The 14,486-nt window shown below is 72.4% G+C and carries 14 protein-coding genes; 9 read left to right on the forward strand and 5 right to left on the reverse strand.

Going from position 1 to position 14,486, the window contains the following annotated elements; genetic code table 11:
• Nucleotides 1–13: 13 nt before the first annotated feature.
• Nucleotides 14–277 (forward strand): phosphoribosyl-ATP diphosphatase, encoded by a 264-nt coding sequence (locus I6A81_RS08375; RefSeq protein WP_203005502.1) that lies wholly within the window; start codon nucleotides 14–16, stop codon nucleotides 275–277.
• A 143-nt stretch (nucleotides 278–420) separates the two neighbouring features.
• Nucleotides 421–1,266, forward strand: a complete 846-nt coding sequence (gene hisG, locus I6A81_RS08380) for an ATP phosphoribosyltransferase (protein ID WP_203005501.1) — start codon at nucleotides 421–423, stop codon at nucleotides 1,264–1,266.
• Between the two features lie 135 nt (nucleotides 1,267–1,401).
• Here the strand turns inward: hisG and I6A81_RS08385 are convergent, their stop codons facing one another.
• Together I6A81_RS08385 and I6A81_RS08390 are read right to left on the reverse strand one after the other, a co-directional pair.
• Nucleotides 1,402–2,394, reverse strand: a complete 993-nt coding sequence (locus I6A81_RS08385) for a helix-turn-helix domain-containing protein (protein ID WP_307874537.1) — start codon at nucleotides 2,392–2,394, stop codon at nucleotides 1,402–1,404.
• A gap of 61 nt (nucleotides 2,395–2,455) precedes the next feature.
• Nucleotides 2,456–2,668: a hypothetical protein gene (locus tag I6A81_RS08390; RefSeq protein ID WP_203005499.1), complete on the reverse strand. Its 213-nt coding sequence runs from the start codon at nucleotides 2,666–2,668 to the stop codon at nucleotides 2,456–2,458.
• A 455-nt stretch (nucleotides 2,669–3,123) separates the two neighbouring features.
• Here I6A81_RS08390 and I6A81_RS08395 point away from each other — a divergent pair, with 455 nt between their 5' ends.
• The 4 genes from I6A81_RS08395 to I6A81_RS08410 all read left to right on the forward strand — a co-directional run bounded on the left by I6A81_RS08395 (nucleotide 3,124) and on the right by I6A81_RS08410 (nucleotide 7,598).
• The gene (locus I6A81_RS08395; RefSeq protein ID WP_203005498.1) at nucleotides 3,124–3,330 is read left to right on the forward strand and encodes a hypothetical protein; all 207 of its coding nucleotides are present in this window, start codon (nucleotides 3,124–3,126) and stop codon (nucleotides 3,328–3,330) included.
• Between the two features lie 457 nt (nucleotides 3,331–3,787).
• Nucleotides 3,788–4,243 carry a hypothetical protein gene (locus I6A81_RS08400; protein ID WP_203005497.1) on the forward strand — a complete coding sequence of 152 codons (456 nt, stop codon included), beginning with the start codon at nucleotides 3,788–3,790 and terminating at the stop codon, nucleotides 4,241–4,243.
• A 305-nt stretch (nucleotides 4,244–4,548) separates the two neighbouring features.
• Nucleotides 4,549–6,135, forward strand: a complete 1,587-nt coding sequence (locus tag I6A81_RS08405) for a TldD/PmbA family protein (RefSeq protein WP_238429998.1) — start codon at nucleotides 4,549–4,551, stop codon at nucleotides 6,133–6,135.
• A 41-nt stretch (nucleotides 6,136–6,176) separates the two neighbouring features.
• Nucleotides 6,177–7,598, forward strand: a complete 1,422-nt coding sequence (locus I6A81_RS08410) for a metallopeptidase TldD-related protein (RefSeq protein ID WP_203005496.1) — start codon at nucleotides 6,177–6,179, stop codon at nucleotides 7,596–7,598.
• 142 nt (nucleotides 7,599–7,740) lie between these two features.
• Here the strand turns inward: I6A81_RS08410 and I6A81_RS08415 are convergent, their stop codons facing one another.
• Together I6A81_RS08415 and I6A81_RS08420 are read right to left on the reverse strand one after the other, a co-directional pair.
• Nucleotides 7,741–8,301 carry a bacterial proteasome activator family protein gene (locus I6A81_RS08415; RefSeq protein ID WP_203005495.1) on the reverse strand — a complete coding sequence of 187 codons (561 nt, stop codon included), beginning with the start codon at nucleotides 8,299–8,301 and terminating at the stop codon, nucleotides 7,741–7,743.
• Between the two features lie 45 nt (nucleotides 8,302–8,346).
• The gene (locus I6A81_RS08420; RefSeq protein WP_203005509.1) at nucleotides 8,347–9,342 is read right to left on the reverse strand and encodes an NAD(P)H-quinone oxidoreductase; all 996 of its coding nucleotides are present in this window, start codon (nucleotides 9,340–9,342) and stop codon (nucleotides 8,347–8,349) included.
• Nucleotides 9,343–9,494: 152 nt separating this feature from the next.
• On the opposite strand from I6A81_RS08420, the gene I6A81_RS08425 reads away from it, so the two are divergent.
• Nucleotides 9,495–9,707 (forward strand): hypothetical protein, encoded by a 213-nt coding sequence (locus tag I6A81_RS08425; RefSeq protein WP_203008029.1) that lies wholly within the window; start codon nucleotides 9,495–9,497, stop codon nucleotides 9,705–9,707.
• Here the strand turns inward: I6A81_RS08425 and I6A81_RS08430 are convergent.
• Nucleotides 9,704–11,626 (reverse strand): ABC transporter ATP-binding protein, encoded by a 1,923-nt coding sequence (locus I6A81_RS08430; protein ID WP_238431121.1) that lies wholly within the window; start codon nucleotides 11,624–11,626, stop codon nucleotides 9,704–9,706. The two genes, I6A81_RS08425 and I6A81_RS08430, sit on opposite strands and share 4 nt — an antisense overlap.
• A gap of 459 nt (nucleotides 11,627–12,085) precedes the next feature.
• On the opposite strand from I6A81_RS08430, the gene I6A81_RS08435 reads away from it, so the two are divergent.
• Both I6A81_RS08435 and I6A81_RS08440 read left to right on the forward strand, forming a co-directional pair.
• Nucleotides 12,086–13,063 carry a SigE family RNA polymerase sigma factor gene (locus tag I6A81_RS08435; RefSeq protein WP_307874538.1) on the forward strand — a complete coding sequence of 326 codons (978 nt, stop codon included), beginning with the start codon at nucleotides 12,086–12,088 and terminating at the stop codon, nucleotides 13,061–13,063.
• Entirely contained in the window at nucleotides 13,060–14,346 is a 1,287-nt protein-coding gene (locus I6A81_RS08440) for a hypothetical protein (protein ID WP_203010144.1), read from the forward strand. Before I6A81_RS08435 ends, I6A81_RS08440 begins: the two co-directional genes overlap by 4 nt.
• The last annotated feature ends 140 nt before the right edge of the window (nucleotides 14,347–14,486 follow it).

Consider the following 14,486-nt stretch of genomic DNA (forward strand, 5'->3'; position numbering starts at 1 on the left):
GGATTGACCGGCTGTGAAGACCTTTGAGGAGCTGTTCGGCGAGCTCTCCACGAAGTGGCAGCAGAAGACTCCGGGCTCCGGGTCGGTGGCCGCCCTCGAGGCCGGCGTGCACCAGATCGGCAAGAAGCTGGTCGAGGAGGCCGCCGAGAGCTGGATGGCGGCCGAGCACGAGAGCAGCGAGCGCGCAGCCGAGGAGATCTCTCAGCTGATCTACTGGACCCAGCTCATGATGATCTCGCGGGGCCTCACCCCGGACGACGTCTACTCCCATCTCTAGACCCGCGCCCAGGGGAGATACGCCCCGCGGCGGCGCGGGTGACCGTCGGCGTGGGACGACGTCGCGCGCCTCGAAGACCCGCTGTGAGCCCGAATCGCCGTGAGCTCCGGACCCGCCTCACGGCCAGCCACGATGGAATGATCATGCTACGTATCGCGGTACCTAACAAGGGCGCGCTCTCCGCCGCCTCCAGCCAGCTGCTCTGCGACGCGGGGTACCGCGCGAAGCGCGAAGGCGCCGAGCTCGTCGTCGCCGACGTCGAGAACGACATCGAGTTCTTCTTCCTGCGGCCGCGGGACATCGCGGTCTACGTCGGCTCCGGTCGGCTCGACGTCGGGATCACCGGCCGGGATCTGCTGCAGGACAGCGGAGTCGCCGCGCAGGAACTGGTGGCGCTCGACTTCGGGCACTCGTCGTTCCGCTACGCCGCGCCGAAGGGCACCGTCACCGAGGTCGCCCAGCTGGACGGGATGCGGATCGCCACCTCGTTCCCCGGGCTCGTACGCGCCGACTTCGCCGCCCGCGGCCTGCGCGCCGAGGTCGTCACGCTCGACGGCGCCGTCGAGACGGCCGTGCGCCTCGGCGTCGCGGACGCCGTGGCCGACGTCGTCGAGACCGGCCGCACGCTGCGCGCCGCGGGTCTCGAGCTCGTCGGCGAGCCGGTGATGGGGTCACAGGCCATCATGATCGCCAAGCAGGGCCTGGAACTCTCGGCTCCACACGAGAAGCTGCTGCGTCGCGTGCAGGGCGTGTTGGTCGCCCGCCAGTACGTGATGATGGACTACGACGCGCCGACGGCCGTGCTCGACAAGGCGTGCGAGATCACCCCGGGATACGAGTCGCCGACGATCTCGCCCCTGCAGCGCGAGGGCTGGGTCGCCGTTCGGGCGATGGTGCCGAAGGACGAGGTCAACCGCACGATGGACGATCTGTGGGAGCTTGGCGCCCGCGGCATCCTCGTCTCCGGCATCCAGGCCTGCCGCCTCTGACCGCCCGCGACCGCGGGAAAGGACTTCCGGTCGCGCGGGCTACCGGACGATACCCGAGCCGGCGAAACGGGGAGACCGCGGCTCGACGCCCCGTCCCCGCCCGAGCGCGAGCGTTCAGATCTGGCTGTGGGACCGCTAGCGCACCACGCCCGAACCGGTGGACCGGGCATCCTCGTCCAGCTCCGCCGCCACCGGGTCAGGCGACGAGGTGACCTCCAGCCGCGGCGGTTGGATCTTCGGACGCGCCAGGTCCGCATAGGTGGTCTTGTACCTCTGGAGCACCTCAGCAAGATCTGCGTTGGCGATCTCGGTGTAGCTCTCGAAGAAGTGGATGTAGAAATCGACGCTACGCCGGTCCTGGTAGACCGTCGCGTCGAGCGTCTCGCTGATCACCAGGTCGTCATCAAAGATCGCAAACCCGTGAATCGGCGGCAGTCCGAGCTGAGCCGTCGTCGGAACAACACGTACTGTTACATTGGGTAGCGCCGCAACCTGCTCAATTCGGTCCACCTGCGCCAGCATGTAACCAGGCGTGACGTACATGTTGTTAAGCAGGTTCTCCATCAGGACGAACTCGAACGACTTGGCCGGGTCGTAGAGCCGCTCCTGACGCTGCGCCCGCTGCGTGACCATCGCCGCGGTGTCGGCCCACCGCGACTGGTGCGAGCCGATGTCAATCGCGTGGTACGCATTGATCACCCGGCGGCTGTACTCACTGATCTGCATAAGTCCAGGAACAGTGATCGGCTCGAAGTTGCGGATGTGGGTCGCTCGCACCTCCGCGTCCGCATAGTCCTGCTGGTTGAGCGGGCCACGACGCGGGATCCGCACCTTCGTGTTCGAGGCGGTCTGGAGCTGGGTCGCCTGCTCCACCAAGGAGTGCAGCACGTCCTTCGAGCCGCCAAGAGCGAGAACGATCTTCTCTACATCACGCGGACTGGGCCGCAACACGCCACGCTCGATCTTTGAGATCTTGGCCTGGCTCGCTCCGATGACCCGGCCCAAGGCCTCGCCCGTCATGCCCTTGTTTCTGCGAAGTCCGGCCAACGCGCGGCCAAGCTCCTCGGCCAGGGACGAGGAGCCCGCCTCAACGCCAAGAGACGGACCGAGCCCCGCTTCGTCCGTCACGACCTCAGACCTCCGCTCTCGAGAGAGCATCGCCGGGCTGGAAGCCCTCCAGTCCAGTCGACTAGCGCGCATCCCAGTCTGGCAGGCTACGCGCCGCCCGGATCAGCAGGTCACGCGGAATCTGCACCCTGGCCTCCCCCTCTGGCACTCCGTCGATGCTGCGCTGCGCCGGCACGACGTATCCCTGGACCACCACCGACCCGTCGGGCGCCTCGAACACCCCAGGACAGGCGGAAGACCCACAGCTGACCTGCGCGAGCGGCACGAGCTCCATTGCTCCTACTTCCTCTCCGACGCTCCAACATCATATACCCGGCGCCGGACTATGACAGCCTGGATAATAAGGATCATTCGGGTTCGGTTTGATCGCCCCTTGCTCGGGAATACTAGATGGCCGCCCGTCGGATGCCACTCGGGGAGCGGCCGCGCCGCGCAGCCCGGCGCCATCCGGCCCGGCCGATGCCCACAGGAACCACGAGTCACATCTCGACGCCACGAAGGCCACACACCCCCGACTACCCGGGAACACGATCCACCTGTGGATGACTCACGATCGGCCGGCGCCCGGTCACCGTTGGTCCACGAAATCTTCCGGCAGATCCGACATTGGCATGTTCAAATCGATGAAGACTGCCCCGTCGGTCGATGGGCGATCCCCGACCAGCCGACGTCCTCCGACCGACGACGTGTACATGGAGGCGCGGGGCACACACAGAGAGGCATGCCTCGATGCGACTGACTCCGCTCACCGCCATTTGCGGCACCGCAAGCTGTCCTCAGGTCTACGTCACTGACCGAGACACGATTGTCGTTCAGGGCGCCTTGCTGGATGCGGAGGCGCTGGGTGTTCCGACCGCCACCGGTGAGGTCCTGGTCGAGATCCCCGGTGAGCTCTTCCGGTCCGCGGCCGCGACGACCTTCGACGGGCGCGCCTGACTGACCCGCCTCGGCACCGCCGCGCCGCACGGGCATGACCAGCCTCCGGCTGGACACGCACCCGCCAGGCCCCGTCATCGCGCGTTCACGGAGCGCTTTCGGCGCCTCGGCCGCGCCGGGTCAGGCCGACGAACGGCCGCCGAACCGACGATGACCCCTGCAACAACAACAGTATTCCAGACTGGCGGTCACATTCAAAGATCTTGGACTATATTCGCCAAGAACCTTGCCGCTTCGACCGTCGTCGCTTACCTTCAGATCAGGCCCAATCGACCTACCGATTGGTGGCCTGGAAGGTAGGAGGTGCGTCGAAACATGCCGCGCTCGGGGGCTCTGACTACTGATTCCGTCGCAGGACTCTGGCGGGGTGTGACCACGTCGGTCGACTCCGCCCGCCTCTCCGCCGGGTCGCCCGGCTCCGGCCACGACACCTCGCCGTCCAGGGGGGTGTGACCAGATGACAACGCTGATGGATCGCTACGCCACCGCGACCGGCACCAACCTTCGGCAGCTGGAGATCCGGCTGATGTGGCTGGTGCGCGAGTACACCCGGCACACGACCCCGAAAGCCGGCCAGCCGGCCCGGCTGGACATCCGCTCCGACCAGGCCCGCTGGGTGGCCGAAGGACTGCTGGACGCCTGCCGGGTCTTCGACCGGCGGGACCTGGCGGGCCGGTCCACCGTCGTCGCGGCGGTCCGGCGCGCCGAGGACCGCTGGTGGACCGTGCGCGGGGAACTGCTCCGCGAGGACATCGCCAGGGCGGACCTGCGGCCGGAGGAGCCCATGCTGAGGCTCGCGCGCCCCGCCGGCGGACGTTCCCTTCCCGCGCAGCAGGCCACCCACGCCCGGCTCGCGGCCAGGACCACGGCCACCGGCCGCCCCCGTGGGCGGGAGCTCACCCGCCAGAGGTGATCCAGACAGCCCCGGCCTGCCTGATTCGGGGTAAGGGCGGGCCGGGGCGCACCGCCGCCAGGACTGGCCGCGGGGGTGCCGACCCTGGCAACGGCGCCAGCCGGTGGCGACGAGGCCACCGGGCTGGTGGCGGACCCGGACGCCGGGGCCGCCACCAGCGGTCCGGTCACCAGGCCGGCAGCCGAATTCCAGGCCGGCGAGTCGCGTAGTGGAATATTCGGTAGCTCCCGACGGCCCCGCGAGCCGGCGCGGCCCGTGCCCGTCCCGACGCATGCCGCGCGGTGTGGGCGGTCCAGGATGGGGGCATGCCGATTCCCCATGGGATGGGGGCCCACGCCTCAGGCGGCGGGACGCCCGCGACGCCGCCGCACGACGTCGACCCCGAGTTCCTCGCGCTGCCACGCGCGGCGCTCACCGACGCGGCCCTGCAGACCGCCCGCGATCTCGGCGCGAACCACGCCGACATCCGGATCGAGCGGCTGCGCGACGGCGCGCTGTCGTTCCGGGACGGCAACCTGGAGAGCAGCCACGACGGCACCACCGTCGGGTTCGCCGTCCGCGTGGTGCACGAGGGCACCTGGGGCTTCGCCGCCGGCGTCGACCTGACCGTCGACGAGGCCGTCCGGGTCGCGCGGGAGGCGGTCGAAATCGCCCGGGTCGCCCGGCCGCTCAACTCCGAGGCGATCGAGCTGGCCGACGAGCCGGTGTACGCCGACGCCACCTGGGTGTCCGCCTACGCGGTGAACCCGTTCGCCATCGACGTCCGGGAGAAGGTCGACCGGGTCGGCGGGCTGTGCCGGACGCTGCTCGGCGCGCCCGACGTCGACCACGTCGACGGCCACTTCAACTCGGTGGTCGAGAACAAGTACTACGCGGACCTGGCCGGCACCTCGACCACCCAGCAGCGGGTGCGGGTGATCTGCCAGCTGGAGGCCACCCGGGTCGACCCGGGTGGCGGCTTCGAGACGATGAGGACCATCGCGCCCCCGGTCGGGCGCGGCTGGGAGTGGCTGGTCGCGGGCCCGGCCGCCGGCTGCTGGGACTGGGACACCGAGGTCGACACCATCCCCGGCCTGCTGGCCGAGAAGGCGAAGGCGTCCTCGGTCGAGCCGGGGCGCTACGACCTCGTCATCGACCCGTCGAACCTGTGGCTGACGATCCACGAGTCGGTCGGCCACGCGACCGAGCTCGACCGGGCGCTCGGCTACGAGGCCGCCTACGCGGGCACGTCGTTCGCGACCCTCGACAAGCTCGGCAACCTGCGCTATGGCTCGCCGCTGATGAACATCACCGGCGACCGCACCGCCCCGCATGGCCTGGCGACCATCGGCTACGACGACGAGGGCGTGCGGACCACCCGCTGGGACATCGTCCGCGCCGGCACCCTCGCGGGCTACCAGCTCGACCGGCGGATGGCGGCGGCGAACGCCGCCCGGCTCGGGGTCACCCGCTCCAACGGCTGCGCGTTCGCGGACTCCGCCGGGCACGTCCCGCTCCAGCGGATGGCGAACGTCTCGCTGGCCCCGGTACCCGGCGGCCCGGGCACCGAGGAGCTGATCAGCGGGGTCGACCGGGGCATCTACGTCGTCGGTGACAAGAGCTGGTCCATCGACATGCAGCGTTACAACTTCCAGTTCACCGGCCAGCGGTTCTACGAGATCCGGAAGGGCCGCATCGTCGGCCAGTTGCGCGACGTCGCCTATCAGGCGACGACGACCGACTTCTGGGGCGCGCTCGACGGCGTCGGCGGCGAGCAGACCTACATGCTCGGTGGGGCGTTCAACTGCGGCAAGGGCCAGCCCGGCCAGGTCGCGGCCGTCAGCCACGGCGCGCCGTCGACGCTGTTCCGCGGCGTCAACATCCTCAACACCCGCCGCGAAGCGGGCCGGTAAGCGATGCCGACCTCGACTTTTCCCACCGAAGAGGAGCAGCGGTGACCCAGCCGTCGCACGAGATCGTCGAGCGGGCGCTCGCCGCCTCGAAGGCCGATGGCTGCGTGGTCATCGCCAGCGAGTCAAGCACGGTGAACCTGCGCTGGGCGAACAACACGCTGACGACCAACGGCGCCGCCCGGGACCGGTCGGTCACCGTGGTCAGCGTCATCGGGCGCTCGTTCGGAGTGCGCTCGGTAACCTCGCTCGACTCCGGGCCCAACGGCAGCGAGGCCGGCGTCGACAAACTCACCGAGCTCGTCCGGGCCTCCGAGGCGGCGGCGCGGGACGCCGACGAGGCGGAGGACTACGGGGAGCTGCTCGGTCCGGGCCAGCCGGGCGCGGCGGTGCCGGTGGAAGGTGAGGCCTTCGACGAACCGGCGCGCCGGACGTCGACGGCCGTCTTCGCGCGCTTCGCCGCCGAGCTCGGCGACGCGCTGCGGGCCGCCCGGGCCGAGGGGCGGGCACTGTACGGGTTCGCCGAGCACGACCTGACCACGACCTGGCTCGGCACGTCGGGCGGGCTGCGGCTGCGGCACAGCCAGCCGACCGGCTCGGTCGAGTGGAACGCGAAGAACGACCAGCCCGGCGGGTCCGTGTGGCACGGGCAGTCGACGCACGACTTCACCGACGTCGACGTGGCCGCGACGGACGCCGAGCTGCGCCGCCGGCTCAGCTGGGGCGCGCGCCAGGTCGAGCTCCCGGCTGGCCGGTACGAGACGCTGCTGCCGCCGAGCGCCGTCTCGGACCTGATCCTCGAGGCCTACTGGTCCGCGGCCGGCCGCGACGCCGCCGAGGGCCGCACGGTGTACAGCCGCGCCGGCGGCGGAACGCGGCTCGGGGAGGTGTTCGGCCCGAGCGGGCTGCGGCTGTCCAGCGACCCGGCCGACCCGGAGCTGTCCTGCGCGCCGTTCGTGGTCACCGGCCACTCGTCCGCGACGTCCAGCGTCTTCGACAACGGGCTCGCGCTCGGCCGTACCAACTGGTTCGAGGACGGCAAGCTCGCCGCGATGCTGCACACCCGCTCGTCGGCGCGCGCCGCCGGAGCGGCCCCGACGCCGTTCATCGACAACCTGACGATGGACGGCGGCGGGACGGCCACCCTGGACGAGATGGTCGCCTCCACCGACCGCGGCCTGTTGCTCACCTGCCTCTGGTACATCCGCGAGGTGGACCCGGAGGTGCTGCTCCTGACCGGGCTGACCCGTGACGGGGTCTACCTGGTCGAGAAGGGCGAGGTGGTCGGGGTGGTGAACAACTTCCGGTTCAACGAGTCCCCGGTGAACGTGCTCGGCCGCATTTCCGAGATCGGCGCCGCCACCCGCACCCTGGGCCGTGAGTGGGCCGACTGGTTCAAGCTCTCCCGCATGCCAGCCATCCGGGTGCCGGACTTCAACATGAGCTCGGTGAGCCCCGCGAGCTAGCCGTCAGGGCGTCTCTGGGCCGCTTCCCGGGAAGCGGCCCAGAGAGGTCGACGGGCCCGGACCAGCGGCCCAGAGCCCTCGGCGGCCAGGCTTCTGGTGGAGCGGAACCCCGGAGGGCCTGGGAGACCGGGCCTCTGGAGACCTAGAGGTAGGTACCGCCGCCGAGGCCCTCCTGGTTGGTGTGTCCGCTGGGCAGGGCTCGGCGGCGCATCTCCTCGAGCTGGGCGCGGGCGGCCATCTGCTGGGCGAACAGGGCCGTCTGCAGCCCGTGGAACAGGCCCTCCAGCCAGCCGACGAGCTGGGCCTGGGCGATCCGCAGCTCGGCGTCGCTGGGCGTCCGGGACTCCTCGAACGGCAGCGTGAGCCGGTCCAACTCCTCCCTCAGCTCCGGCGCGAGCCCGTCGGACAGTTCGCTGATCGAGCTGCGGTGGATCTCGCGCAGCCGCGCGCGGCTCGCGTCGTCCAGCGGCGCGGCCCGGACCTCCTCCAACAACTGTTTGATCATCGTGCCGATTCGCATGACCTTGTCCGGCTGCGACACCATCGAGGAGATCGTGGAGCGCACCGACTCGTTGTCGGCCTCTTTCCCGCCCCCCTCGCCCTCGCCCTGGCCGTCACGGCCAAGGCCCAGGACGCCCGACGGCTCGTGCAGGCGGCCGTCGGGGCCCACGATCACCACCCGCTGTTCCGGTTGATCTGTCATGTCACCATCCTGCCCATTACGCCCGCGTCCCGACACCACTCCCGGTCAGGCGCCCGGAACCGCGAGGAGGACCTTGCCCACGTGGCCGAGGGACTCCACGACGCGGTGCGCCTCGGCGGCCTCGGGCAGCGGGAGCACCCGGTCGACCACCGGGCGGATCGCGCCGGACGCGAACGCCGGCCACAGCTCGGCGCGCACCCCGGCCACGATCGCCGCCTTCTGCGCCTCCGGCCGGTGCCGCAGCGAGATCGCGTGCACCGCGCCCCGCTTGGCCAGCAGCGCCGCGAGGTTCAGCTCGGCCCGGATGCCGCCCTGGAGGCCGATCACCACCAGCCGGCCGTCCGGCGCCAGGGCGTCGACGTTGCGGGCGAGGTACTTCGCGCCCATGTTGTCGAGGATGACGTCGGCGCCGCGCCCACCCGTCGCCTCACGTACCCGCGCGACGAAGTCGTCGTCCCGGTAGGAGATGGCGACATCGGCTCCGAGCTCGCGGCAGCGCGCGAGCTTCGCCGGCGTGCCGGCGGTGGTCGCGATCAGGGACTTCGGCCGCAGCGCCCGCGCGGCCTGGATCGCGAACGTGCCGATCCCGGAGGCGCCGCCGTGTACCAGGAACGTCTCCCCGTCGGCGAGCGCGGCCCGGCCGAACACGGTCGAGTAGACCGTCGAGGCGACCTCCGGAAGGCCGCCCGCCGTGACCAGGTCGACGCCGCCCGGCACCGGCAGCGCCTGCCCGGCGGGAACGACGACGCGGGTCGCGTAGCCGCCGCCGGCGAGCAGGGCGCAGACCTCGTCGCCGACCCGCCAGCCGTCCACTCCCGGGCCGACGGCCGCGACCCGGCCGGAGCACTCCAGCCCGAGGATCTCGGACGCGCCCGGCGGCGGCGCGTAGTTGCCCTGCCGTTGCAGCAGGTCGGCCCGGTTGACGGCGGTGGCGACGACGTCGATGGCCAGCTCGCCGGGTGCCGGGCCGACCGGGTCATCTACCTCGCGCCATTCGAGGACCTCGGGGCCGCCCGGCGCCTTCATGGTGACCGCGTACACCCGGTCACCATAGTCCCGGCGAGCCGCGGGACGACCGGCCAGCCACCGCCCGCCCGGCTGCCGGCCAGGCCCCGCGGCGAGCGGGCCGGCCGTGGCGCGCCGCCCCGGGGCGGCGCGGTTTCCAGCCCGGGGCACGGGGTAAGGCGATCACCATGTGTGCGTACGCGGGAAATCAGCGGCTCGCCGGGGTGCGGCCGCGGCGGCCGGGACCGCCGCCGCCGCTCGATCCCGACGCGCCGATTCCTGACGACCCCGGTCCGCTGTTGCCGGACGACCCGGACGACCTGCCGCCCGCGCCGCACGAGCCGTCCCCCTACACCGAACCCGCGCCCGAGACACCCGAGACCGAGCCGGAACCCGTCTAGCCGACGGGCTGGTAGAGGCGGGCGTAGGCGCCGTCGTCGGCGAGCAGCGTCTCGTGGGTACCGCGCTCGACGATCTGGCCGTGGTCGAGGACGTGGATCTGGTCGGCGTCGCGGACGGTCGAGAGCCTGTGCGCGATCACCAGGGTGGTCCGCCCGGCGGAGAGCCGGTCGAGCGCCTGGCGCACGGCGGCCTCCGAGACGCTGTCGAGCGCGGAGGTGGCCTCGTCGAGCACGAGGACCTCCGGGGACTGCAGCAGCACCCTGGCGATCGCGAGGCGCTGGCGCTCCCCGCCGGACAGCCGGTAGCCGCGGGCACCGACCCTCGTCGCCAGGCCGGCGGGCAGCCGGTCGAGCAGCGCGCCCAGGCACGCGGCGTCCAGCGCCGCGCGCAGCTCGTCGTCGGTCGCGTCCAGCCGGCCATAGCGCAGATTCGCCGCGATCGTGTCGTGGAACAGGTGCGGGTCCTGTGGGACGACGCCGACGACGCGATGCAGCTCGGCGGGGGTGATCTCGGACAGGGGCACGCCGCCCAGGCGCACGGTGCCGCGCTGTGGCCGGTACAGGCCCGCGGCCAGGTAGGTGATCGTCGTCTTGCCGGCGCCGCTGGCGCCGACCACGGCCGCCGTCGTGCCCGGCGCCACGCGCAGCGCCACCCCCCGCAGGCTCCATTCCGGTGCCGCCTCACCGGGCCCGGCGCCGGGTCGGCCGGGCCGGCCGGGCTGGCCGGCGGGGCCGCCCCGCCGGTCCGCCGGGTCGGCGAGGTCGTAGGAGAACCAGACGTCGTCCAGCGCCAGTTCGACGCCGCCGTCCAGCGCGAGCCGGACCCCGCCGGCCGGCCCCGCGGCGACGGTGGGCGACGGCTCGCGTACCCGAGCCGGCCCCGGCTGGCTCGGCGGCGCCGGGTGTTCGGCCGGCGTGTCCAGCAACGCGAAGATCCGGGTGAAGGAGGCGCCTGCGCTGGCGAGCTCCGAACGCAGGGTGACGGCGGTCGACAACGGCCCGAACGAGACGAGCAGCGCGCCGCCGAGCGCCGCGACCGTACCCAGCGACGTCCGGCCGCTGGAGACCAGCACGGCGCCGAGGGTGACGACCACCATCATCGTGGCGACCAGGCCGAGGTTGATCAGGAAACGGACCCGCGAGGTCAGCCGGGCCTCCTCGCGCGAGGCGGCGAGCACCTCGGCCGCCGCCGCGTCGAACCGTCGCTCCTCGTAGCCGGCCCGGTCGAACAGCCGGACGTGCAGCGCGCCGGAGACCGAGGCCGTGTCGGCGGCCTGGGCCATCAGCATGCCGTCCAGCTCACGCCGGCGGGTGGTGAGGGCCATGAGCCGCCGCCGCCCGCCCCGAATGATCAGCAGGGTGGCTGGGGCGAACAGCAGTACCGCGAGGCTGAGGCGCCAGTCGAGCACGAAGATGACCACCAGACCGACGACGATGTCCGCGGCTCGGCAGACCACCGCCTGGGTGGTCGCGGAGACCGAGTTCTGCGCCTCCACGACATCGGTCGACAGCACGGTCATGACCTCCCCCTGCTGGGTGCGGGGGAAGAAGGAGAACGGCAGCCGCTGCAGATGAGAGTTCACTGCCTGCCTGATGCGTACCGTAAGCAGCCCACCAAGCCGCGAGATCAGCTTCATACGGGCCGTCAGCACCGTGGACTCGAATATGAGGAGACCACAGAGCATCAAGACCGGCGGGAGCAGGTCTCGGACCTTGCCGGTGGGCAGCGCGTCATCGACCAGCGAGCGGACGATAAACGGTCCCCCCGCCACGGCCAGCGATCCGGTAACCGAAAGAAGGATCAACCCGGCGATCACCCGCCCCTGGTCCGCGAAGAACATCTCGGCACGGACGGCGGCCGGCGCCCTGGTGAGCCGCGCGACCGCTCGCGCATGCCAGCGGGGGACGGCCTCGAACAGCCGGTCTCCTGACCCGCCGAGCCGGGGCGCGCCCGGCCCGCCGGCTGGCCGGGCGGCGCCACGGTGGGTATCGCCGGCCGGTTCCCCGCTCGTCGGACTGCCCACAAACCCTCCCGTAACTGCCGAGTTCTGCCGCTGCCCAGCGTATTGCCAGGTCATCCCGGGCACCCCAGCCAGCCCAGGTCGCCACGCTCTCCGACTGCCTGATGGCGGATCCACGAGGCACGGAACCACGGCGCGACGACAATGATCCGCCGGCCCATGGGACCGCTGGCGTTCTCTGGGCCGGCCCGGCCCGATCACGCCGAGGCGACCGAGTAAAGCTCCGGAAGCCCAGCGGTTCACCGATATTCGATGAATTCGCGCGGCGGTCCGCGATATCCCGTCCGCCGGCCTTCTGCGCGCCTGCCCAACCGGGGTACCGTTCCGCCAGCCCGATAACCGGTGGGGGAGCGTGCCGTGTACCTCAACGACGTGAACCTCAAGGAGGTCGGCGGCCCGAGCGACCCGTCGCCGTCCGCCGCGTCCACGGCGTCCCCCGCGGCCATGCCCTCTCCCGGACCGACAAGATCGCTGGCGCCCGCGGCCGGCGCCAGCCCGGCGACGGCCACGGCGCCCCCTCACCACACGTCGGCTCACCACGGATCGGCTCACCACGGATCGGAGCCCGCGGCGGCGGATACCAGCGCCGGCGGTCCCGCGGGCGCGTTCCCGCCGCCGCCCGCCCACGACCTGACCGGTCCGGCCGGCGGCCGGACCGGGGCGCGGCGGGCGCAGGCAGATTTCGAGCGGTTCTTCGAGGACCATCACCGCGACCTCGCCCGGCTCGCGTTCCTCCTCCTCAGCGACCGGGAGGCGGCCGAGGAGGTCACCGCCGACGCGCTGACCTCCGCCTGGATGCACTGGGACCGGGTCCAGGCCGCCGACAATCCCCTCGCCTACGTCCGGCGCAGCGTGGCCAACCTGGCGGCGAACCGGATACGCCGTTCGGTCCTGGAGCGCAGCGTGCTCGCGAAACTGGGCCGGCAGCAGACGTCGCAGGCGACCACCGGCCCCGACGTCCCGGCGGTCATCGACCTGCAGTGGGCGCTGGACCAACTGCCGGCACGCAAGCGCCAGTGCGTCGTCCTCCGGTACGGCTACGACATGTCCGAGGCGGAGACCGCCGACTGGTTGGGAATCTCGGTGGGCACGGTGAAGAGCCAGACGTCCAAGGCGGTGACCGAGCTGGAGCGGCTGCTCGCCTCCGGCGGCTCGGGCTCGCCGAGCGCCGCCGGCGGTGGGCGGCACCAGCGCCGGCACCGCGACTCGGCCGCCGCGAACCGCGGGCGCGTGGCCTCCCGGGCACAGGGCGGGCGGGCGCGCCAGAACCGGGCGAGCGCTCCCTCGGAGCCGACCCGCACCGCGTTCATGCGACTACGAGGAGGCGAGGCGTGAACGGCCAGCCGCGCGAGCGGCGCCCGATCGCCCCCGTCGCCGCCGGGATAGGCCAGACGGCCGGTCCGGATGACGAGGACCGCTGGGAGCGGCAGCTACGCGAGCAGTTCGCCGCCGCGGTCGTGCCCGAGCCCAACGCCGCCCAGCTCCGCTCCAAGATCCTCACCAGGATCGAGGCCTCGACGACGAGCGGGCGGCTCGAGCAGGCCGCTGTCCGCACGCCGGCCGGCCGGTCGAAGGGGCGGCACGCCCGGCGCCACGTCACCGCGCGCCCGAGCCGGCCGCCGGCTGGCGGCGCGCCCACGCGCCCACGCGCCCGGCGCCCGGACCAGTCGGGCCGGCGCCGGCTGGCGGTCGCCGTGGCCGCGGCCAGCGTCGTGACCGCCGGGGTCGGGCTGACGATGTTCGTGCGCGCCGGGGCGGCTGGCGGCGGCCCGATCGTCGTCACCCCGTCGGTCACGGCCGGCGGGCAGACGGTCGCGTTCCCCGGCGAGCCCACGGCTGAGCCGACGCCCACCGGGTCGCCCTCGCCGACGGTGCCCCCGACGTCCGCTCCGCCCACCGCTGGGCCTACCAGCGGCCCGACCGGCGGGCCCCGGCCCGGCGCCGGGGGTGTGGTGTTCTCCGCGAGCGCCGTGCCCTGGGTGCCCGACGACCGGGTACAGCTGCCCGGGTCCGGGACGGTCGACTGGGTGCTGTTCGGGGATGGCCGCGACCGGGTGAACGCCCGCGCCGCGATCCGCGACCGGCTGATCGACGCCAGCCGGCTCGCGAGGGTCGGCGACACGCGGGGCGGTTTCCGCACCACCTTCTCCTGGACCAACGGGACACCCGAGTCCAGGGGCAGCCGCGACGACGACCGGCTGGTCGTGCCCGGCCGCGGCTCGGCGACGCTGTCCGTCCGCCGAGGCGGTGACGCCAGCGAACTCCTCCTCTACGCGGGTGGCACCACGAACATGATGGTGACGGTGTCCGCGCCCGGCCACGGCTCCAGGACCTTCACGCTCTGGCTCGGCTTCGGCGCGAGCGCGAACGGCGTGATCATCATCAACCTCGGCGGCCTGCCGGCGTCGGTCCCCGCGACCGTGACCCTGACATCGGCGGAAGCGCGGGGCTTCAACCTGGCCGCCGCCGTCCTGCGCTCGGACGGCCAGGCCGCGCCCGACGCGAACTCGGGCGGCGGTTCCGACCCACGAGACGATTCCGACCCATGGGATGACCGAAGGGACTACCCAAGGGATGATTCCGGCTCACGGGACGACTCCGGGTACGGCCGCCGGTGAGGTCCGCTCGCCTGCCCGCCCAGTTGTCCACACGGCCCGGCCCGCCCGGGTGAGGTCCGGAGTCTGGTCACGCCACCGGCGGCCCGGTCACCCGCGCCCGTCACGAACCGCGCCCGTCACGAACCGGCGCGGTTCGTGAC

Source organism: Frankia nepalensis (assembly GCF_016786325.1).
In the GTDB taxonomy this organism is placed as follows: Bacteria; Actinomycetota; Actinomycetes; order Frankiales; family Frankiaceae; genus Pseudofrankia; species Pseudofrankia nepalensis.